The organism is Pseudomonas amygdali (assembly GCF_002699855.1).
Taxonomy (GTDB): Bacteria; Pseudomonadota; Gammaproteobacteria; order Pseudomonadales; family Pseudomonadaceae; genus Aquipseudomonas; species Aquipseudomonas amygdali.
Map to the genome: position 1 here is coordinate 1 of NZ_LKBW01000293.1, position 21,324 is coordinate 21,324.

The window sequence follows — 21,324 nt, forward strand, 5'->3', positions numbered from 1 at the left end:
TTCGGTAGTTTTTTCATCGCTCCATCCTCTCAAAGGTTGGAGTCTCCGAGAAACCCGGGGCGGTTCACCAGCATCAACACCGCCAGACAAAACGGTGTCGACCCCAGCACCCGATAAGCCGCCTTGTTCTTCTCCGCATCCAGCCCCTCAATGGCCTCGCTCAATCCACTCTTCGCCCGAACATGACCCCGTTCAGCATCACCCACCGCACCGGCCGCCTCACGAGCTTTTTTAAGCGTTCGGTTCATGTCGCCGATCACCTGCGCGGTTTTGTGGCCGCGTGGGATCACCAGTACCAGATGGTCGCCTTTTGGCAGGTGGGTAGAAGAGGGATGCGGTGGGGCGATGTCGCCGAAGGGCGTTCCGTCGGGTCTCAGGTATTCGCCGTAACGTGTTTTTGGCAGCGACTCTCTGCCGGGCAGGTCTTCCAGGCCGAATACGTAGTGTTGCGGCGTGACCTGATTGCGCCGGATCAGGAAGGCCGCACCGAAATGCTCGGGCATCATGCTGCGCAGTTGTTGTACGCCTCGGCCCTGGCGGTTGACGTTGATCTTGTCGGCGTTTGCACCGAGGCGTTCTTGCATCTGGGCCAATCGGTCGTTTGCCGACCGGACCTTGGCATTGGCGCTGTTTGCATTACCTTTGGCTGACGCAAGAGTCTGGCTGGCTTTGGCGACGGCGTTCGCAGCGCCATCTGCGGCGCTTTGCAGGTTTTCAAAGATCCCGACCAGCGCCGCTGTTGTAGCTTTGCCGTTGTTGATCAGGAAGAAGTTCTGCAGGCTGTCGCCCGCCAGCAAGTTAGCGAGGGTGGTGGCGTCCAGTGTGACTTGGGCGATGGGGTCAGGCGCTGGCTGAGTCTCGAAACGGGCCAGTTCGGTGGCGCGAAAACGGCCGTCGCCTTTGTTCTCGTCATCTGTAACCGGCACGACATAAGGCGCGCAAGCGGTCTGTAGATCGCATTCGGGCCAGAGCATGAGGTGCAGGGGTGACGTGTCATCGCTGGCGGCCTGGTTCAAAAACTTCTGCCCAAGGCTCACGGCCTGATCCCATAGCCCAACACCTGTGACCGCATCCACCATGTCGCCACCGGGTGCCAGCGGATCGACGTTGGATGGCAGCAGCGCGAGAGTCGCCAGCGTCCGACTCAACTCATACATCGCCGCCACGTAGTCGAAACCTTCAAGGCTCAGGTGATCCGCCAGCATTTGCTCCGTGGCGCTTTGTTTAAGGCTGGCGACCAGTGCGTCCTGAGCACTGCGCATGTGCCGCCAGACCACCGCACGCTGGACCGTGGCAGTGCATTGGTTGATCGCTCGTCTGCCCGGCTCATGCAGCTTGGCCATCGCCGCGTGCAGCGGGTTTTCCTGACCGCGAATACTGCGCGGCACCACCAGTTGTTGCACCAGCAAAGCGCTGGCATGGTGTGGGTGAAGAACGGCGTGTCGGGCGCACAGCGCGAACAGTTGCTGGCACGTATCGACACGTTGCCGCAGATGACGCAGGCGATAGCAGGCATCGTCCAGCAGCACACCGCAGACCTGCCGCTGGCGGGCGTTTTCCAGCACATCGACGACACCGGCCTGCGCTTCCCAGAGTACCCCCGCATCGACGGGCTCGGCATCCGCTTCGATCGGCAAACTGGCGAGCAGCGCGTCGGCCATCGCTGTCAGCTCCAGGTGCCTGACATCCTGCACAGCAACACCTCTGCCAGCCTGAGCGAGAAATGCCTTGGCTTCTCTGAAGGACTCGACCGGAAACTGCCCCGAGAGATCACACAGATACCGCGCCGGATGATCGAGCAGCCTTTCATAACCGGGCTGGCGGCGCGCTGCGGTGCAGCCAGGCTGACCGGGAACGCGTTGTATTGCAGATTCAGCCGGGTCGCCTTGATCGGGGCGATGAGTGCCTGGGCGACAGGGTTTTTGGCATCAAAGCCAGAAAACGCATCGAGCATCGCCTTGCCATCGGGCTTGCCCTTGTATAGGTCCGTGAAGCGCATTTTCGACCCGCTCAGGTCAGGGCTGGTGCAGCGCTGATCTCTTGAAGCCGCGTCTTTTTCCAGACGCTCAAGGCGTGCCGCGCTGAGCTGTATTTCCGAGAAACACAGCTGTAGCGTCTGCACGTGCCGGTTGTTCCAGAGTGCCGGCAGCCAGATGTCCTCAAGTGCCTGGCCAGTGGCCTTGCGCTCGCCCGCTAGAAACCCGCTTTGCTGACGATATCGGGCCACGTCGATGTCGTGATACGTGTTGCCGTTTTCGCTGACGTGGATCTCCAGCTCGCGCCACAGCTTCTCCTGATAAAACACATACACATAACCCCCGCGAGCCAGCACCGGTGTACCCATATCGTTCACCGTTTTCGAACCGGGCAATGCCACGAACGGTAATACCGGAACGATCTGGTTGAACTGCGCATCGGCCTGTCGCGGCGTGACTTTCGTGCCGCTGAGCAACGGCAGGCGAATCGGCTCGCCTTCAAGGGTCGCGATCTGCAGATGAAGGTGCGTGCCCTCGATGTGATCCCAGACCTTCAGGGTGCTGCTGAACAGCTCCCTTTCCAGCACTTCCGATTTGGGTGAATAGATACGGGTTCCATCAGAACCGAGCAGCAAAACCTGCTGCTGTTCCGAATGCTTCTTGCCCACGATCTGGACGATCAGTTTGTCCATTTCGCAGGAAGGGCCATCGCTCAGCCTGCCGTTGGTCATTGTGTGAATTCCCTGCTCTGGCGTTGGTAATCGATACCGTCGAGGCCCAGACAGAAACGGACAGTTGGGCTAGTTGAATGCCGTGAGAGCTAAACAAGAACAGTGCCAAATATTTTTATTCATATAAATCAAAAGGTTAATTTTAAATGTGATTCGAGAGTGATTTCTCAGTCGAAAATCCAATAAAAACCTGCGCGAGATTCTGCGTGCGATTACAAGATATTGCGCAACGCCGTCAAAGCGCCGCTAAGCGAGGCTCGCAAGCCCTTAAGTGATCTAAAGCGACCGCTGATTGCGCAACCTATTGCGCACCACTCCCCAAACCGCAACGCAGCCCTATCCCCGAGCGTCTCAACCCGGAAAAACGTTCTAAGTTAATGACTAAACAGTCTTTTTTATATTACCAAATGCGCTATATCGTCTGCTCCCAATAACTCAAGCTCATAAGGGAATTCACGATGCGGCGTCTGACAGCTCTGGCTATGGCAATCACAATCAGCGGTTCAGCATGGGCTGCGACGCCTCCGGATACGCTGTTGGTGGCGCGTTCAATAGACGACATTGCCAGCCTGGACCCCGCCGAAAGTTTTGAAATAACCGCGACCAACACCCTGGCTAATATCTATCAGCGCTTGCTTGAGCCAGACCGGCAGAACCCGGCCAGCCTGGTGCCTGCCCTGGCATCCAGATGGAAGGCGGGTGACGACGACAAGAGTCTGGTTTTCGAACTGCGTGACGGTGCCAGATTTGCCTCGGGCAACAGTGTTCGCCCGGAAGACGTCATTTACTCACTGAGCCGCGTGGTCAAACTGAACAAGTCGCCTGCATTCATCCTGGGTGAGTTGGGCTGGACGGCGGAAAACGTCGACAGCTTCCTGACCCGCGTGGATGACCAGCATGTGAAGATTTCCTGGCCAGCAGCGGTAGGCAGCTCATTTGCGTTGAGCATTCTGTCTGCGACGCCAGTGGGCTTCATTGTCGACGCGGTAGAGGTCGGCAAGCATACGAAAGACGCTGATCTGGGCAACGGCTGGCTGAAAAATCATTCAGCCGGTACGGGTTCCTATGCGCTGCGCAGCTACGTGCCGCACGAGGCGCTGGTGCTTCAGGCCAATCCTAATGCCATCAAGGCCCCCAAGCTGAAAACAGTAATCCTCAAGAACGTCACTGACCCGGCAACCCGACGTCTGTTGGTGGTGCAGGGCGATGCTGACCTTGCGTTCGATCTGGGCGCAGACCAGTTCAGCGCTCTGGAAAAGCAGAAGGGCGTCAGTGTGCAGCGATTCCCGTCCTCAATGATCTATTACCTGGCCATCAACAGTGGCAGCACGCAGGCGCCTGCACTGAAGAACCCGGCGTTCTGGGAAGCTGCTCGCTGGCTGGTTGATTATCAGGGCATTTCCAAAGATCTGTTGAAAAACCAGTACAGCGTCCACCAGGCATTCCTCCCTGAGGGCGTCATCGGCTCGCTGGTCGACAAACCGTTCAAACTGGACGTCGATAAAGCCAAGGCCGCCTTAAAGGCGGGTGGTATTGCCGAAGGCACGAAAATCGAACTCAATGTGTTCAATCAACCTCCCTACACAGATATTGCCCAGGCGCTGCAAGCCAGTTTTGCCAAAGCCGGCATAGAGATTTCAGTGCGTCCGCTGGTAGAAAGCGAGCTACTGGCGAAAATGCGCGCCCGGGACTTTCAGCTGATCTTCACCTACTGGGGGATGGATTATCTGGATCCTCACTCCAACGCGAGCGCCTTCACTTACAACGTCGCCAACGGTCCGAAAACCATCGCCTGGCGCACTCAGTGGGATATCCCGCAACTGAGCCAGGAAACCCGCACGGCTGCTGCCGAACGTGACCCGCAAAAACGTGTTGCGCTGTATAACGACCTGCAAAAAACTGTGCAGCAAAGCTCGCCATTTGTCGTGGCGCTGCAAGGTCAGAACCAGGTCGCGGTACATGACGGCGTGCAAGGTGTGTTACAGAACATCACCGTTTCGCTGCCGTATTTTGATCAGGTGAGCAAAAGCAAGTGAGAGCAGGGGCTTCACGCAGAGTTAAAGTGGCGGCCAGCGGACTGTTGTCGTTGTCGATAACACTGATCGGCCTGTTGTTCTTCACATTCATGCTGACCACTCTATCGCCAGTCGATCCGGCGCTGGCCCAGGTTCGAACCGATCTGGGCCTTGATCAACCTTGGCCTGCGCGGTTCGGTCGATATCTGGACAACCTCAGGCAAGGAGATCTTGGGGTTTCCATTACCTCCGGGCAGCCCGTGCTGGAAGGTTTGAGCCGTGCGCTGCCAGCCACACTTGAGCTAGCGACCCTGGCCATTCTGCTGGGCAGTACCCTCGGCCTGTCATTGGGCCTGCTGGCAGCGTGGCGGCCGGGAGGCTGGGTTGACGGGCTGGTGCGGCTGGTCTCGCTGATTGGCTATTCAGTGCCGATCTTTTGGCTCGGTCTGCTGATGCTCCTGCTGTTCTACGCCAGGCTGCAATGGACTGGCGGGCCAGGCCGTCTGGACGATTCGTACCTCTACACCCTTGAATTGAGCAGTGGATTGATGTTGTGGGACACCTGGCGCTCTGGCGAAAGCGGCGCGCTGGCCAACGCCTTCAGTCATCTGGTCTTGCCTGTTCTAGTCCTGGCGTTTTACTCGATGGCAGGCATTTGCCGCATGACACGCTCCGCGCTGCTGGGAGAAATGGGCAAGGAGTACGTCGTGACTGCGCTGGCCAAAGGGGCGGGACGTGGTCGGGTGCTGTTGCGCCATGTGTTGCCGAACGTTGCCGGGACGCTGGTGGTCGTCGTTGCCCTGTCTTACGCAAGTCTTCTCGAAGGCTCGATTCTCACCGAGACGGTCTTCGCCTGGCCGGGTATCGGCCGCTACCTCACCACGGCGTTGTTTGCCGGTGACGTACCAGCGATCCTCGGTAGCACGCTGGTTATCGGACTCTGTTTTGTGGTCGTCAACGGCATCGCCGATGTGCTGGCTGGCATGATCGATCCGCGAACACGGGGGGTGTCATGAGTGTTTCCGTAGCGTTCGACAATATAGTGGCTCGCAGCGGATGGCGTCGCTCACCCGCATTACTCATCGGCGCGTCGATTATCGGGGTGCTGGTACTTGTGGCGTTGCTGGCGCCGCTGTTGAGTGGTTTTGATCCCAATACGCAGAATATTCAGGAGCGTCTGCTGCCGCCGTCTGCCACCCACTGGCTGGGCACCGATGCGTTTGGCCGGGATCTGTTCACACGCCTGCTTTACGGCACACGCCCGACCTTGCTGCTGGTAACGCTGGTATTGCTGCTGACCTTGCCCATCGGTTTGCTGGTGGGCGTTACTGCCGGCTTTTACGGCGGCTGGGCCGAGCGAATCCTGATGCGCCTGACCGACATAATCATGGCCTTTCCGCAATTGGTGCTGGCCTTGGCGTTTGTCGCAATTCTGGGGCCGGGCCTGCTCAACGGGGCACTGGCACTGTCGCTCACGGCATGGCCCGCGTATGCCCGTCAGGCAAGGGCGGAAACCAGTGTATTGCGCAACAGCGACTATCTGGCCGCAGCTCACTTGCAGGGTATACGTGGCATGCGTCTGTTGATCGGTCACGTCCTGCCGCTGTGCCTGCCTTCGGTGATCGTGCGTGTAGCACTGAACCTGGGCGGCATCATTCTGGCCGCCGCAGGGCTGGGATTTCTTGGCCTGGGTGTCGAGCCACCGACTGCGGAATGGGGCTCGATGGTTGCCGACGGCAGCCGGGTCATCTTTGATCAGTGGTGGGTCGCCGCTGCACCGGGAATCGCGATATTGCTGACGAGCCTGTCTTTCAACCTGCTGGGCGACGGTCTGCGCGATGTACTGGATCCTCGTCATGACTCATGAACAATCGCTGTTGAACGTGCAGGGCTTGCGGATCGGTTTTCCAGGCTCGGGCCCGGAACTGATCGAGGTGGTCAAGGGGATCGATTTCACTGTGGGCACTGAAAAGGTCGCGCTGGTGGGTGAGTCCGGCTCGGGCAAGTCACTCACCGCGCGTGCGTTGCTGGGGCTTGTCGCACGCCCCGGTCAGGTGACCGCCGAACACATGAGCCTGGCAGGCGATGACCTGCGCAGCCTGACGGCAAAGCAATGGCAGGGCCTGCGCGGTACTCGTCTGTCACTGGTGTTGCAGGACCCCAGGTATTCGCTCAACCCGGTGCTCAGGGTCGGCATTCAGGTTGAAGAGGCGCTGGTGCTGCATACCCGGCTGGGACGCCGTGAGCGCCGCGAAAAAGTACTCGACATGTTGGAGGCTGTAGGCTTGCCCAACCCGCTGGCGCTGTATGACAGCTACCCCCACGAACTGTCCGGCGGCATGGGGCAGCGGGTGATGCTCGCCGCAATGCTGATCAATGATCCGCGCCTTTTGATTGTCGACGAACCCACCTCGGCACTCGACAGCGGCCTGCGCGATCAGATTCTGGAGTTGATTCTGGGCCTTGTCGAACAACGCAACATGGGGTTACTGCTGATCAGTCATGATCTGCCTCTGGTGGCGAAATATTGTGACCGGGCGCTGGTCATGTACCGCGGGCGGATTGTCGACCGATGCAACGCCGCCGAACTGGCAACTGCCAGTAACCCCTACACGCAGACGCTATGGCGCTGTCAGCCCTCTGCTCTGACCTATGGTCAGGCACTTGCGACCCTTGATCGCAAACTAATGGAGGCGCTGCCATGAGCGTGGTGGATATCAATGAACTGACGGTAAGCTTCAAGCGCGGCCTGCATGCCTTTACTGCACTACAGATGGCAGAGTTGAGAATCGAACCGGGTGAATGCTTTGGCCTGATCGGCGCGTCGGGCTCTGGCAAATCGACTTTGTTGCGAGTGCTCGCCGGCCTCCAGCGCGACTGGCAGGGCAGTGTGAACCTCTTGGGGCAGCCGCTTCACGCGCAGCAAGCCTTCACGGGAACCTTGCGTCAGCAGGTGCAGATGGTGTTTCAGGACCCTTATGCGTCATTGCATCCGCTGCACCGGATCCGCCGCAGCCTGCGCGAGCCGCGGCAGATCAACGGCCTTCCTTTCGACGAGGCCAATCTGGTTGCATCGATGGAACAGGTGGGCCTGTCGGGTGACATGCTCGATCGCTACCCGCATCAACTGTCCGGCGGCCAGCGTCAGCGCGTTGCCATCGTTCGTGCGCTGCAATTGAATCCAGCACTGTTGTTGCTGGACGAACCGACCTCGGCGCTGGACATGACCGTTCAGGCGGAAATACTCAATCTTCTCCAGGCCCTGCGTCGCGACACGGGCATGACCATGATTCTGGTCAGTCACGACATGAATACCGTTGCCCATTTGTGTGACAGGGCACTGTTGATCCGCGAGGGACGTGTCGAGCGACATCTTGATCGTGCGGCACTTGGCGTATTGGCGGGGGCGAACCACTGATCGATTTCCCGGAAGAAATTTACGTCGAAAGTGGTACAAAAAAGTTACACATCGCGTTTATTTGTCGCTCGAGTGAATCACTTGTATACAGCGCAGATCAACGCGTTGCGGACCAATGACCCCGATTTTACGCAGCGGCGGCGGGCTTTTTGAAAAAAAGAGCGTGGACTCGGGATATAACACTAATTAGAATCAGTCTCATTTGGCGCACCAATCGCTCAAGGCTTTTGACATGACTGAAGCAGCGACGCTATCACAGCAGACCTTGCATTCCCTTTACCGCGATCATCATGGCTGGCTGGAAAGCTGGTTGCGCAGACGCATGGGCAATGCCTGGGATGCTGCGGACCTGAGTCAGGATACATTCCTGCGTGTACTGTCCAGCTCTCAGCAGATCGCCGATATGCAGGAGCCACGCGCTTACCTGCTGACGGTGGGCAAGCGCCTGCTCAGTAACTTCTATACTCGCCGCAGCCTGGAACAGGCTTACCTCGAAGCGCTGGAGCGGTTGCCTGAAGACAGCGTGCCGTCGCCTGAGCAGCGCTGGCTGTTGCTGGAAACCCTGCAGGCGCTGGACGAGTTGCTCGACGGTCTTTCGGCAGTGGTGCGCCGGGCGTTTCTCTGGAGCCAGCTTGAGGGGCTGGGGTATCGGGAAATCGCAGAGCGCCTGGATGTTTCCGAACGCACCGTCAAACGTTATATGGCGCAAGCCTACGAACACTGCCTGCTGGTGGATTGGTGATTCGCTCGGCACCTTCTAACGAAGAACGCGAGGTAGTACGCAGGGCGGCGCAGTGGTTGGCGCTTCTGGAATCCGGCGGCGCCAGCGAAGAAGATCACTCCATGCAGCAGCACTGGCGCGACAGCTCTGCCAGTCATGAGCGCGCCTGGCAAAAGGCGCAACAGCTGCGGCAGCGTTTTTTCGGCCTGCCTGCCAATCTGGCTATGGCTACTCTGGATCGTCCCGACAAAGCAAGACGCGCGGCGCTCAAAAGAGCGTTGGGCGCTGTGGCATTGGTCCCTACCGCCTGGCTGGTGGGCCGTCAGTTGCCGCTGGATGTCTGGCGTGCCGACCTGCAAACCTCCGTCGGCGAGCACAAGCGTCTGTCCCTGGCCGATGGCAGCACCTTGCAACTGAACACCGACAGCGCGGTGAATGTCGATCTGGGTGCACGTCGAGTCACCCTTGTGCGTGGCGAGATAGCACTCAAGGTGCCGGGCAGGGCAGCGCTGACCATCGAGGGCCCCTACGGGCGCGTCGTGGTCAGTCAGAGTGAAGTCTGTGTACGTCTCAACCAGAGCGATTGCCGTGTATCGGTGGTCAGCGGCGCAGTGCAACTCTATCCGCTGCAGGGGCCGGTGCTGGCATTGCATGCACAACAACAACAGGTCAGCCTCAAACAGGACGGAGCCGGGCCTGTCAGCGCCTTCGACGCCTTGCTGCCCGGCTGGCGCGACGATGTATTGACCGCACAGAACCAGTCTCTGGGTGATTTCCTGCGCGAGCTTGGCCGCTACCGCCCCGGTTTGCTGCGCTGGGAGCCGGCACTTGAAGCCCTGCGAGTGACGGGCAGTTTCAGGCTCGACAATACCGACCGCGTGCTTTCGTTACTGGCTGCCAGCCTGCCGGTGGACGTGCAGATGCGGACCCGTTACTGGGTCACGCTGGTACCTCGAAAAAACATTTCGACAAAAAATAATGCGTGAAGCTGTCCCTTTTTTTTGTCTCGCTGGTCATTTCAGGTAAGTGCACAAAAAATACGAGAGTTTCCCTCTATGTCCGCAGTGTCTTCCTACCGTTTGCGTCCGCTTTTGCATTTCAGCCTGTTGCTGACGTTGAGTTCCAGTCCGTTGTTTGCCTCGACCAGTTGGGCCGAAACCTCGGGCAAACGTGCCTATGAGGTGCCGGCTGGCAGCCTGAGCGCCGCGCTCACCCGCTTTGCCGGTCAGGCCGGGGTCAACCTTTCGGTAGACCCTGCGCTGGTGAACGGTCGAAACAGTTCGGGGTTGTCCGGCGAATTCGCGGTCGAGGAAGGCTTTGCGCGCTTGCTGCAAGGTTCCGGTCTGCAACTGATCCCCGTCGGAGAGCAGGCTTACACGCTGATCCCGGCACCTGACAGCGCGAGCGCAGGCCTGCAACTCGCACCCACCTCGATTGTCGGTGATAGCGGCTCTACCGATGGCCAGGAATACGCAGGCGGCCAAGTGGCACGCAAAGGCTCGCAAGGCATGCTGGGTTCGCGGGACTTCATGGAAACGCCCTTCAGCATGACCACTTACACCAAGGACGCGGTGAAAAACCAGCAGGCCCGTACCCTTGGCGACCTGATTGCCAGCGACCCGTCGGTGCGTGCCACCAACCCGGCAGGCGGGCGTTACGAACAGTTCACCATTCGCGGCTTCAGCCTGTTCAATAGCGACGTCTCATACAACGGCTTGTACGGCATCCTGCCTACATACACCATCGACATGGAAATGGCCGAGCGGGTAGACATACTCAAGGGCCCAAGCCAGCTGATTAATGGCATTTCGCCGCGTGGCAGTGTCGGTGGGGGGATCAACGTGGTCCCCAAGCGCGCAACGGATAAACCCATCACCGAGCTGACCACCAGCTATGCGTCCAAGGGGCAGGCAGGCGCGGCGGTGGATGTGGCGCGTCGCTTTGGCGAGGACGACAAGTTCGGTATCCGTTTCAATGGCGTGAAGCAGTCTGGCGACACTGAATGGGATCATCAGAGCGTTGATCGCGACATGGCCGTGCTGGGCCTGGATTTTCGCGGCGACCGCCTGCGCCTGTCGACGGATATCGGGCACACCGAGCGCGATACCGATGCCCCGCAGGAGCGCGTACAGGTGGGTGCCAATGCAAAGGTGCCCAACGCCAAAGATGTTCGCGACAACTATGCGCAGTCCTGGAGCAAGGCGCGCACCAAGGATACCTTCGGCGCAGTGAATGCCGAATATGACCTCAGCGACTCGGTGATGCTGTACGGCGGTGTCGGCGCGCGCAAAAGTAACCATGACTTCCTGCGCCATGCGGTATCGGTCACCAACGACGCAGGTGACTTCAGCGTTCAGCCGCGCGACTTCACCCGCGACGAAAATGTTCGCACAGCCACTGCCGGCGCACGCAGCTGGTTCAATACCGGGCCGGTCAGCCACGAGGTCAATCTGGCTGCCAGCTATTTCTACATGGACTTTGAAAACGGTGGTGCACGCTACGCAGCCGCGCCGAGCAATCTCTACAATCCGGTCGACACGCCGACACCCTCCAACCCCACGCGGGCCGACTCCAAGGTTTACACCGAGAACCGCTTCAGCGGTGTGGCCCTGACCGACACACTGGGCTTTTTCGATGACCGCCTGCTGCTGACACTCGGTGCCCGCTGGCAGCGAGTCAAGGTTGATGACTGGACCGACAACGTCAAGGGCGACACCTCCTACGACGAGGAAAAGGTCTCACCTTCAGGCGGCATTCTGTACAAAGTGACCGACGACTTCTCGGTGTATGCCAACTACATGGAGGGCTTGAGCCAGGGCAAGATCGCGCCGTCGACGTCGGTGAACGAAGACCAGATCTTCCCGCCGTTCGTCAGCCGCCAGATCGAGGTCGGGGCCAAGTATGACCTGGGGTCATATGCCTTCACTGCCAGCGTATTCCGTATCAAGCAACCGGCCTACGAGACCAACACAACCTCACGCGTCTTCGGCCCGAACGGCAAGCGCCGCAACGATGGTGTCGAGCTGACCATGTTCGGCGAACCGCTCAAGGGCTTCCGTCTGCTGGGCGGGGTGATGTACATCGACAGCGAGCTGACCAATACCGTCAACGGCACGTTCGATGGCAATCGCGCACCTGCCACCCCCGAGTACAACGTCAATCTGGGCGCAGAATGGGACGTGCCGAGCGTCAAGGGCCTGACCCTGACCGGGCGGGGTATCTACACCAGCTCGCAGTACCTGGACCAGGCCAACAGCAAAAGCATCGATTCTTCCGAGCGCTTCGACGTGGGCGCGCGGTATGCGTTCAAGGTCGATCAGAAGGACATCACACTGCGGGCCAATGTCGAGAACGTCATGAACAAGTATTACTGGAGTTCGGCAGGAGCGTCGGATGACAGCGAGCCGGGCCTGACCCTGTCGACACCCCGGACCTATCTGCTGTCAGCGACTATCGGGTTCTGAGTCGACCGCGACGCCCAGGGAAGGGCTCACCGGCGTAGTAAATAAACTGGCAGTCCTCATCGAGGAATAACCTGTGCGGCTATTAAATAATTAACCTGAGTATGAGCATAGAAGAGTCTGCTATATAAGACTCTCTTTAGGTGCCTTACATAAATAACAATCGTCCCACTGAGTGATGGCACTTTGAATAATTCCGACTTACAGGGCGGCGTATTCATGTGCCTGGCTACTTTTTAAGTAAGTAATAACGTTCATTTAAATTTCATCTTGTTTTTTGAAACAACGGGTTGCACTTTCAAGGAAATGATAATAGTTTGCATCCAGCATTTAGCGAGGACTAACCGATGTTGAATAATGGCTTATTGCAGTCTACTACGTCGCAGAAAACCAATGCCAACTATCTGGACAGGCAGAGCAGATTTGAATCCAATGTAAGAAGTTACCCGCGGAAGTTGCCATTGGCCATCGCCAAGGCACATGGCGTATGGGTCACTGATGTTGAAGGCACCACGTATCTGGACTGCCTGGCCGGTGCCGGAACACTGGCTCTGGGTCACAATCACGAAGCTATCATGGCCAGTCTCGACAGCTTCCTGACGTCCGGAATGCCGATGCACACCCTTGACCTGACCACCGCGGTCAAGGATGCCTTCAGCGAGACGCTACTGAGCCTGCTGCCGGGCCAGGGACGCGATTACTGCCTGCAGTTCTGCGGGCCGTCCGGTGCCGATGCTGTCGAAGCCGCAATCAAGCTGGCCAAGACTGCCACCGGCCGGCACAACATCATCAGCTTTTCCGGCGCTTACCACGGCATGACCCACGGGGCTCTGGCATTGACTGGCAACACCGCGCCGAAAAATGCCGTCACCAACCTGATGCCCGGCGTGCAATTCCTGCCTTACCCTCATGAGTACCGGTGCCCGCTGGGTATTGGCGGTGAAGCCGGCACCGAGGCGCTGAGTTATTACTTCACCCAGTTCATCGAAGACGTGGAAAGTGGCGTGTCGCTCCCGGCCGCCGTGATTCTGGAGGCGGTGCAGGGCGAAGGGGGTGTCAATCCAGCGCCCGCTGCATGGCTGCGGCAGATTCGCGAAGTGACCCGCAAGCACGGCATTCTGCTGATTCTGGATGAAGTACAGGCCGGCTTCGGCCGTACCGGCAAGATGTTCGCCTTCGAACACGCCGGGATCGAGCCCGACGTCATCGTCATGTCCAAAGCCGTCGGTGGCGGCCTGCCGTTGGCCGTGCTCGGTTTCAAGCGCGAGTTCGACGCCTGGGCTCCGGGCAATCACGCGGGTACTTTCCGCGGCAATCAAATGGCGATGGCCACCGGCCTTGCGACCCTTGAAGTGCTGCAACGGCAAAACCTGGCTGCCCAGGCCGCAAAACGCGGGGACTGGCTCAAGGCACAGCTTGGCCTTTTGCAGCAACGTTATCCGATGATGGGCCAGGTGCGCGGACGCGGGCTGATGCTGGGCATCGAGATTGTCGATGAGCGCAAACCGGCGGACCGCCTAGGCAGCTTGCCAATGGATCCGGAACTGGCAGTTGCCATTCAGCAGCACTGTTTCAAGCAGGGGCTGTTACTTGAGCGCGGCGGCCGAAATGGCAACGTGATCCGTTTGCTGCCGCCGTTGATCATTACCGAAGAACAATGCCAACTGGTCATCCAGCGATTCGAGGACGCCCTCAAGGCTGCACTGGCCCAGCTGCGCAAGTAAGCAGCTTGTAAACAGCGCGTAAGCAGTACTAACAGTGAAGACATCACTGCGCTTGAAACAGAACACGCACACAACGTTTGACTGAGCGACCCTATCGCACGTCGTGCACAGATTATCAATTGGCTTGTTGCAGATAATAAGCCACACCGACAGTTAAGCCGTTGTGCCGCAAGCGATAAAAAACGCTTGTTGCGACGTCACTTAAACAGTAAGCGTCAAGGCGACTGTGGAGCAGACATGACTAATACCGATCGCACCGTTTTATCAAACATGGTGAGCGAGTTGGCAACCACTCGTGCATTACTTAATTGCCTGATCAAGGAATTCGCACTGCCTGAACAGTGCCTTCATTACACTTGGCCACAGGGCATGCAAGGTATTGCGCCGGGCAGCTTCGTGGATGGCGGGCAATGGAAGGGCATTCCACTCACCATCAGCCTGCCTAATGAGCAGCAGTTTTTCGTGCTGGTGGACCGCCGCGACCATCTGGGCAGCCATCGCTACCTTTCCGATGTTTATGCGCGGCAGGGGCAGGGTACCTGGCGCTGCCTGGCTTTTGCCGAATTCGCCCGGCAATTGCTGGCCGCCTGCGAGCACATGACCCGGGCCAGCAACGACGAACTGCTCGATCAGGTCCTGCAAAGCCAGCACCTGACTGCCGCCATCGTCGCCCACAACATGACCGGTCAGCACCCGGCACCGCTGAGCGGTTATCTGGCCAGCGAACAGGGCTTGTGGTTCGGCCATCCCAATCACCCGGCACCCAAGGCGCGTCTGTGGCCTGCGCATCTGGCGCAGGAGACCTACGCTCCGGAATTTCAGGCGCAGACCGCGCTGCATCTGTTCGAAGTGCCTCTGGACGGGTTGCGAATCACCTCCAATGGCTTGAGCGAAGCCGAGGTGATGTCAGGGTTCGCGGATCAATCGCGGGCCAGGCCCGGGCATGCGCTGATCTGCATGCATCCGGTACAAGCCCAATTATTTATGCAGGACCGCCGTGTGCAGCGCCTGATCGAACTCGGGCAGATCACCGATCTGGGCACCAGCGGGCCGCTGGCCAGCCCGACGGCTTCGATGCGCACCTGGTACATCGAAGGGCATGATTACTTCATCAAGGGCTCACTGAATGTGCGCATTACCAACTGCGTCAGGAAAAACGCCTGGTACGAACTGGAAAGCACGCTGATCATCGACGAATTGTTTCAGCGCTTGCAGCAGACCCGCCCGCAAACCCTCGGCGGGCTGTCCACCGTGGCTGAACCGGGTTCGATGAGTTGGGCTCCAAAAGGCTCCAGCGGGACCGACGGCCACTGGTTTCGCGAGCAGACCGGCGCGATTCTGCGGGAAAACTTCTGTCGCCGATCCGGCGCGGACTGCAGCGTGATGGCGGGTACATTGTTCGCGCGTGATCTGCGTTCGCGGCCTTTGGTGCACGATTTCCTTGAGCGTTTCAACGGCGGTGAACTTGAGGACCCGCACCTGCTGGACTGGTTCGATGAATACCAGGCCTTGCTGCTGCGCCCGGTCATGGCGCTGTTCTTCAATCACGGCATCGTGATGGAGCCACATTTGCAGAACGCGGTATTGATTCACGATAACGGACGCCCTCAACAGCTGCTATTACGCGACTTCGAAGGCGTCAAACTGACCGATGAACTGGGCATCAAGGCGATTCAGGTCGGGCTGCACCCGCGGATTCGACAGTCATTGCTCTACACCCGCGAACAAGGCTGGAACCGCATCACCTATTGCCTGCTGGTCAACAACCTGTCCGAGGCCGTGCTGGCCTTGAGTTGGGAACGTCCGCACCTCGCGCCGCTGATGTGGCAGCGGGTCGAGCGGCAGTTGCAACGCATCCGCGACGAGTTGGTGCTGCCCGCGCCAGAACTGGACGCGCTGATCGCCGGCCAGTCAATTGCCTGCAAGACCAACCTGAAGGTCCGGCTCGCCGCCAAGGCCGACCGTGAGGCCAACTATGTGCGCCTCGCTTCACCATGGGCCAAGGAGGCACGTTATGCATAAGTTGCCGGAAACCGTACTGGGCGCCATCAAAGAAGCTCAGGCACTGGAAACCGACCCGCTGGCGGCTTTCGTCTACGATCTGGATGCGTTGCAACAGCATGTCACTGACGTCATGGCCGCGCTGCCTGCGGGCGTAGAGCTGTATTACGCGATCAAAGCCAACAGCGAAGCATTGATGCTGGAAACCCTCGCGCCGCTGGTCAGTGGCTTTGAAATCTCTTCGGGGGGCGAGATCGAGCGTGTGATGGCCTGCCCGACACGCAAACCTTACGTGTTTTCCGGCCCTGGCAAGCTTGACTCCGACTTGCGCTCGGCGTTGCTGAACAAGGTTGAAGCCATCCATCTGGAAAGCCTCAACGAAATTGCGCGACTGCAACATCTGGCAGAGGAAACCGGGCGCGTGCAGCCGGTGTTTCTGCGCATCAACCCTCAGTTGCCAGCCGCGCAGTCGAGCAAGCTGGCGATGGCTGGCACCGCCACACCGTTCGGCATTGACGAAACCGATCTGGCCGAGGCGATCAGGCGCGTAGACAGCGCCAGCCACCTGACGCTCAAGGGTTTCCATGTACACGCCATGTCCCATCAGATGTCGGTTGAGCGTCACGAGCAGTTGCTGGATTTCTACCTGCAGCGCTGGCAGGAATGGAAAGCACTGGCCAGCTACCCGGAGCAGTTGACCCATTTCAACGTTGGCGGCGGCATTGGCGTCGATTATCTGAACAGTCAGCAGTTCGACTGGCAGCGCCTGTGCCGCTATCTGGAAAAACGCCTGGGCGAGCAGCGTGATGCGCCGATCCTGCGCTTTGAGCCAGGACGTTTCATCAGCGCCTATTGCGGCTATTACGCCATCGAGGTGCTGGACAGCAAAACCAGCCACGGCGAGCATTTTCTGGTCTGCCGCGGCGGCACTCACCAGTTTCGTCTGCCGGTTGCGCAAGGCCATGACCATCCGGTTATCCATGTGCCGTGTGCGCCAGCGACGGGCGCATCTGAGGAGCAGGCCTACACCGTGGTCGGCCAGTTGTGTACGCCAAAGGACGTATTGAGCCGCCAGCAGCCGCTCAAAGGCGTGAACATCGGCGATCTGCTGGTCTTGCCGCTGGCAGGGGCTTACGGCTACAACATCTCCCATGTCGATTTTCTCTGCCACCCAAGACCGGTACAGCACTTTGTGCGCAACGGCGAACGGGTTCGCACATGAGTCTGAACGTCCCACGCCGTTGGGTGGTGTTCAATGTGCTGCTCGGTACGCTGACTGTCAGCCTTAGCAATAGCTCGCTCAACCCGGCGCTGCCAACGTTCATGGAGGCGTTTCAGGTCGGTCCGCTGCTGGCCACCTGGATCGTTGCAGGGTTCATGACCAGCATGGGCATGACCATGCCGTTGACCAGCTTTCTCAGTCAGCGCATCGGCCGCAAACGCCTGTACCTGTGGGGCGTGGCGCTATTCATCGGAGGCTCGCTGCTGGGCGCGCTGGGCAACTCCATCGCGTTGGTGATCACTGCGCGGGTGGTGCAGGGCATCGCCAGCGGGTTGATGATCCCGTTGTCGCTGGCGATCATTTTTTCCGTGTATGAAAAGCACGAGCGGGGCAGGGTGACCGGGCTCTGGAGCGCAGCGGTAATGCTCGCTCCGGCATTGGGGCCGCTGTGCGGCAGCCTGATGCTGGAGTGGTTCAGTTGGCGCTCGCTGTTCCTGATGAATGTGCCCATCGGCCTGCTGGCCTTGCTGTTGGGTGTCGGCGTGCTGCCAGACTCCGAGCCTGTCGAGCGCAAACCGTTCGACCTGATCGGCTATTTGCTGGTTGCCTCGGGCATCGGCTTGCTGATGATCGCCATCAGCCGCATGCATCACGCTCAAGCGCTGCTCGACCCGTTCAATCAGGGCATGGTGCTGGTCGCAGTGGCCTGTCTGATTGCTTTCGTCAGGGTCGAGTTGAGTCGCAAGGCACCGCTGCTGAATCTGCGTCTGTTCAACCTGCGCGGTTACCGTCTGAGCGTGATCGTTGCCGTCGTGCAGTCGGTCGGCATGTTCGAATGTCTGGTCCTGTTGCCGCTGCTGGTGCAGACGGTACTGGGCTACAACCCGATCTGGACCGGCCTGGCCCTGCTGTGTACCGCCGCGTTCGCCAGCCTGTTCGGGCAGTGGGGTGGTAAGGCGCTGGACCGGCATGGTCCGCGCACCGTAGTCGCCATCGGCCTGCTGCTGACCGGTGCTTCAACCCTGGCGCTGGGCATGCTCAAGGCGGATACGGCGATCGGCGTGGTGTTCATGCTGATGATGATTCGTGGCGCAGGCCTCGGGCTGTCCTACATGCCGGTGACGACGGCTGGGCTCAATGCCTTGCCCGAGCCGATGGTCACGCAGGGCGCTGCGATGAACAACATTTCCCGCCGTCTTGTGGCGTCGCTGGCAATTGTCATCGCCTCGCTGTGGCTGGAATTTCGCCTGAACACTGCGGGACCGGCCGCCACGCCTTCGGCCATCAATGAAGTCTTCATTGCCACCGGCCTGCTGATCCTGCTGGCACTGCCGTGTGCCTGGCGTTTCCCCCTTAACGACGAACGCACCGAGGCACAGCCAGGCGCGGTCGAACCCTGATAATTTTTCGTTCGAGGTATGAACATGGCTACCCCTTTACCGCTGAAACGAAACACCGTTTCACCCTCAACGGCCACCGGTGCCTGGCTGGCTGATATCAACCCCGAGCGCTACCAACAAGTACAGCGCCGGGTAATCGGTCAATTGCTGCAAACCTTGCTGTACGAGGCTGCACTGCCTTATCGGTGCGAGCCGCTGGACGATCATCGGCATCGTTTCACTGTCGCTGTCAGTGATGGTGTGGAGTACCACTGCGAAGGCCTGCTGAGTACCAGCTTCGAGCTGATACGCCTGGATCACGCCACCCTTGAACGCTTGGACAGCGCCGGGGAGCGTAGCGTGCCGGATTTGCATCTGGCGTTGAGCGAGCTACTCAGCCCGTTCAAAGACAGCCCGCACCTGGCACGCTTCATCCAGGAAATCGAGCAAACCCAACTCAAGGACCTGCAAGCGCGCAGTCAGGGTTATCAGCCCGCAAAACCGGCACATGAGCTGGACGTTGACGCTTTGGAACAGCACTTCATGGACGCCCACAGCTACCACCCGTGCTACAAGTCAAGGATCGGTTTTTCGTTGGCTGACAACCGTCACTACGGGCCCGAATTTGCTACGCCGTTCGGGGTGGTCTGGCTGGCAGTGGCGAAATCGAGCGCGTCGGTCGGTCATGCGCGCAACATGGATTTCCAGGCGTTTATCCGCCAGGAACTGGGCACACAGCGCTGGCAGGAAATGTCCCGGGACCTGGCCGCGCAGGGCAAATCCATTGACGATTATCAACTGATGCCAGTGCATCCGTGGCAATGGGACAACGTCACGGTGTCGACTTTCTACCCGGAACTGGCCAGCGGCGAGCTGATTTACCTGGGCACCTCGACCGACGTCTACAAGGCTCAGCAGTCGATTCGTACACTGGCCAATGCCAGCCAGCCCAAACGACCTTACGTCAAACTGGCGATGAGTATGACCAACACCTCCAGCACGCGCATTCTGGCGCGGCATACGGTGCTCAACGGTCCGATCATCACCGACTGGCTGCACCAGTTGATCGCCACCGACAGCACTGCGCGTGCGCTGAATTTTGTGATTCTCGGCGAAGTTGCCGGTGTCAGTTACGACTATCGCCACCTGCCGGAAGCGCGCTCGGCGCAGACCTACGGCACGCTGGGTGCAATATGGCGCGAAAGCCTGCATCAGTACCTCAAGGACGATGAGCAGGCGGTGCCGTTCAATGGCCTGAGCCATGTGGAAAACCGTTATGGCGATGGTGAGCAGGCACCGTTCATCGATGCGTGGATCCGCCAGTACGGCGTCAAGGAGTGGACCCGCCAATTGCTGCAGGTCACGGTGCCTCCGATCATCCATATGCTCTACGCCGAGGGCATCGGCATGGAGTCTCACGGTCAGAACATCGTGCTTATCGTCAAGCAGGGCTGGCCGCAGCGTATCGCCCTCAAGGACTTCCACGACGGTGTGCGTTACTCACCCGCACATCTTGGCCGCCCTGAACTGTGTCCGGAGCTGGTCCCGCTGCCCGACAGCCACGCGAAACTCAACCGTAACTCGTTCATCATTACCGATGACGTGAATGCGGTACGCGACTTCTCCTGCGACTGTTTCTTCTTCATCTGCCTGGCCGAAATGGCGATCTTCCTGCGCCAGCAATACCAGCTGGATGAGGCGCTGTTCTGGCAGATGACCGCCGACGTCATTCTCGACTACCAGCGTGCGCACCCGCAGCATCGCGAGCGCTTCGAGCTGTTTGACGTCTTCGCACCATCCTATGAAGTGGAAGAACTGACCAAGCGCCGCCTGTTGGGTGACGGTGAGCGTCGCTTCCGCTCGGTGCCTAACCCGCTGCATACCTACAGGCCGCAATGATGCTGAGGACCAATACACTCAAGAGCAGACTTGGCAGCGGACAGCCTGTGTACGGGCTAATCAGTTCGATCCCGGCCCCGGCCGCCATCGAGTTGATCGCCGAGGCCGGTTTCGACTTCGTGATCATCGACATGGAACACGTGCTGATCAACCCGGAAACCGTGGAGAACATGATCCGTGTTGCAGAGAGCTACGCCCTCACGCCATTGGTGCGGGTCGCCGATCTAAACCCGAAAACCCTGCTGCGCCTGCTTGATGGCGGTGCGCAGGGCATCGTTTTGCCGATGATCGAGAGCCCCGAGCAACTGGCGGATGCCATTGCCGCCTGCAAGTACCACCCGCTGGGCCGCCGCAGCCTCAACGCCGGTCGTCCCGGCTCGTTCGGCAAGCACAGCCTGGCGCAGTACGTTGAAGCCGCCAATCAACAGATCATGGTAGTGGCGATGATCGAAAGCGCCGAAGGCGTGCGCCGCGCCGCCGAGATTGCCCGTGTGCCGGGGCTGGACATGATTCTGGAAGGGGCCGCAGACCTGTCGCAGTCACTCGGGATGCCCTGGCAGATCGATCAACCCGATGTACAACAAGCGTTGCTGGCCACCTGGCAAGCCACCAAGGCAGCAGGCGTCGCCTATTGCACCATTCCCCGTAAAGACGGCGACGCTGCCCGCTGGCAGGCTCGCGGCGTCAATGCCTTCGTCCTCGGCGATGAGCGTGGCATTGCCTTTCGCGCACTTCAGGCGCGTCTGGCCCAACATTCAGCAGAAGGAAAATAATCCG

The 21,324-nt window shown here is 59.3% G+C and carries 14 protein-coding genes and 1 pseudogene; 14 read left to right on the forward strand and 1 reads right to left on the reverse strand.

The features are described 5' to 3' along the window. Positions 1-68 precede the first annotated feature (68 nt). Positions 69-2,707, reverse strand: a pseudogene (locus AO277_RS22490) (toxin VasX); the annotation flags it as partial. Positions 2,708-3,165: 458 nt separating this feature from the next. Here AO277_RS22490 and AO277_RS22495 point away from each other — a divergent pair. The 14 genes from AO277_RS22495 (at position 3,166) to AO277_RS22560 (ending at position 21,320) form a co-directional block, all read left to right on the forward strand. Further along, the gene (locus AO277_RS22495) at positions 3,166-4,743 is read left to right on the forward strand and encodes an ABC transporter substrate-binding protein (RefSeq protein ID WP_044318818.1); all 1,578 of its coding nucleotides are present in this window, start codon (positions 3,166-3,168) and stop codon (positions 4,741-4,743) included. Continuing rightward, on the forward strand, positions 4,740-5,738 hold the full coding sequence (locus tag AO277_RS22500; protein ID WP_044318819.1) for an ABC transporter permease: 999 nt from the start codon (positions 4,740-4,742) through the stop codon (positions 5,736-5,738). Before AO277_RS22495 ends, AO277_RS22500 begins: the two co-directional genes overlap by 4 nt. Beyond that, entirely contained in the window at positions 5,735-6,589 is an 855-nt protein-coding gene (locus AO277_RS22505; RefSeq protein WP_002553740.1) for an ABC transporter permease, read from the forward strand. Before AO277_RS22500 ends, AO277_RS22505 begins: the two co-directional genes overlap by 4 nt. Beyond that, positions 6,579-7,427 (forward strand): ABC transporter ATP-binding protein, encoded by an 849-nt coding sequence (locus AO277_RS22510; protein ID WP_044318820.1) that lies wholly within the window; start codon positions 6,579-6,581, stop codon positions 7,425-7,427. The genes AO277_RS22505 and AO277_RS22510 overlap by 11 nt, the downstream gene beginning before the upstream one ends. Continuing rightward, positions 7,424-8,140 (forward strand): ABC transporter ATP-binding protein, encoded by a 717-nt coding sequence (locus AO277_RS22515; RefSeq protein ID WP_044318821.1) that lies wholly within the window; start codon positions 7,424-7,426, stop codon positions 8,138-8,140. The genes AO277_RS22510 and AO277_RS22515 overlap by 4 nt, the downstream gene beginning before the upstream one ends. Positions 8,141-8,372: 232 nt before the next feature. Further along, positions 8,373-8,882 carry a sigma-70 family RNA polymerase sigma factor gene (locus AO277_RS22520; protein WP_002553743.1) on the forward strand — a complete coding sequence of 170 codons (510 nt, stop codon included), beginning with the start codon at positions 8,373-8,375 and terminating at the stop codon, positions 8,880-8,882. After that, positions 8,879-9,847, forward strand: a complete 969-nt coding sequence (locus tag AO277_RS22525) for a FecR domain-containing protein (RefSeq protein ID WP_044318822.1) — start codon at positions 8,879-8,881, stop codon at positions 9,845-9,847. Before AO277_RS22520 ends, AO277_RS22525 begins: the two co-directional genes overlap by 4 nt. Before the next feature lie 69 nt (positions 9,848-9,916). Beyond that, on the forward strand, positions 9,917-12,325 hold the full coding sequence (locus AO277_RS22530; RefSeq protein ID WP_044318823.1) for a TonB-dependent receptor: 2,409 nt from the start codon (positions 9,917-9,919) through the stop codon (positions 12,323-12,325). 344 nt (positions 12,326-12,669) lie between these two features. After that, positions 12,670-14,046 (forward strand): diaminobutyrate--2-oxoglutarate transaminase, encoded by a 1,377-nt coding sequence (locus AO277_RS22535; protein WP_002553746.1) that lies wholly within the window; start codon positions 12,670-12,672, stop codon positions 14,044-14,046. A gap of 237 nt (positions 14,047-14,283) precedes the next feature. After that, positions 14,284-16,068: an IucA/IucC family protein gene (locus AO277_RS22540; RefSeq protein WP_044318824.1), complete on the forward strand. Its 1,785-nt coding sequence runs from the start codon at positions 14,284-14,286 to the stop codon at positions 16,066-16,068. Then, a complete protein-coding gene (locus AO277_RS22545; RefSeq protein WP_044318825.1) occupies positions 16,061-17,269 on the forward strand; it encodes a type III PLP-dependent enzyme in 1,209 nt (402 codons plus the stop codon). The genes AO277_RS22540 and AO277_RS22545 overlap by 8 nt, the downstream gene beginning before the upstream one ends. Next, complete coding sequence (locus AO277_RS22550; RefSeq protein ID WP_044318826.1) at positions 17,266-18,669, forward strand: DHA2 family efflux MFS transporter permease subunit; 1,404 nt, start codon at positions 17,266-17,268, stop codon at positions 18,667-18,669. The genes AO277_RS22545 and AO277_RS22550 overlap by 4 nt, the downstream gene beginning before the upstream one ends. Positions 18,670-18,693: 24 nt before the next feature. Next, positions 18,694-20,547 carry an IucA/IucC family protein gene (locus AO277_RS22555; protein ID WP_002553750.1) on the forward strand — a complete coding sequence of 618 codons (1,854 nt, stop codon included), beginning with the start codon at positions 18,694-18,696 and terminating at the stop codon, positions 20,545-20,547. Next, positions 20,547-21,320: an HpcH/HpaI aldolase family protein gene (locus AO277_RS22560; RefSeq protein WP_002553751.1), complete on the forward strand. Its 774-nt coding sequence runs from the start codon at positions 20,547-20,549 to the stop codon at positions 21,318-21,320. The genes AO277_RS22555 and AO277_RS22560 overlap by 1 nt, the downstream gene beginning before the upstream one ends. The last annotated feature ends 4 nt before the right edge of the window (positions 21,321-21,324 follow it).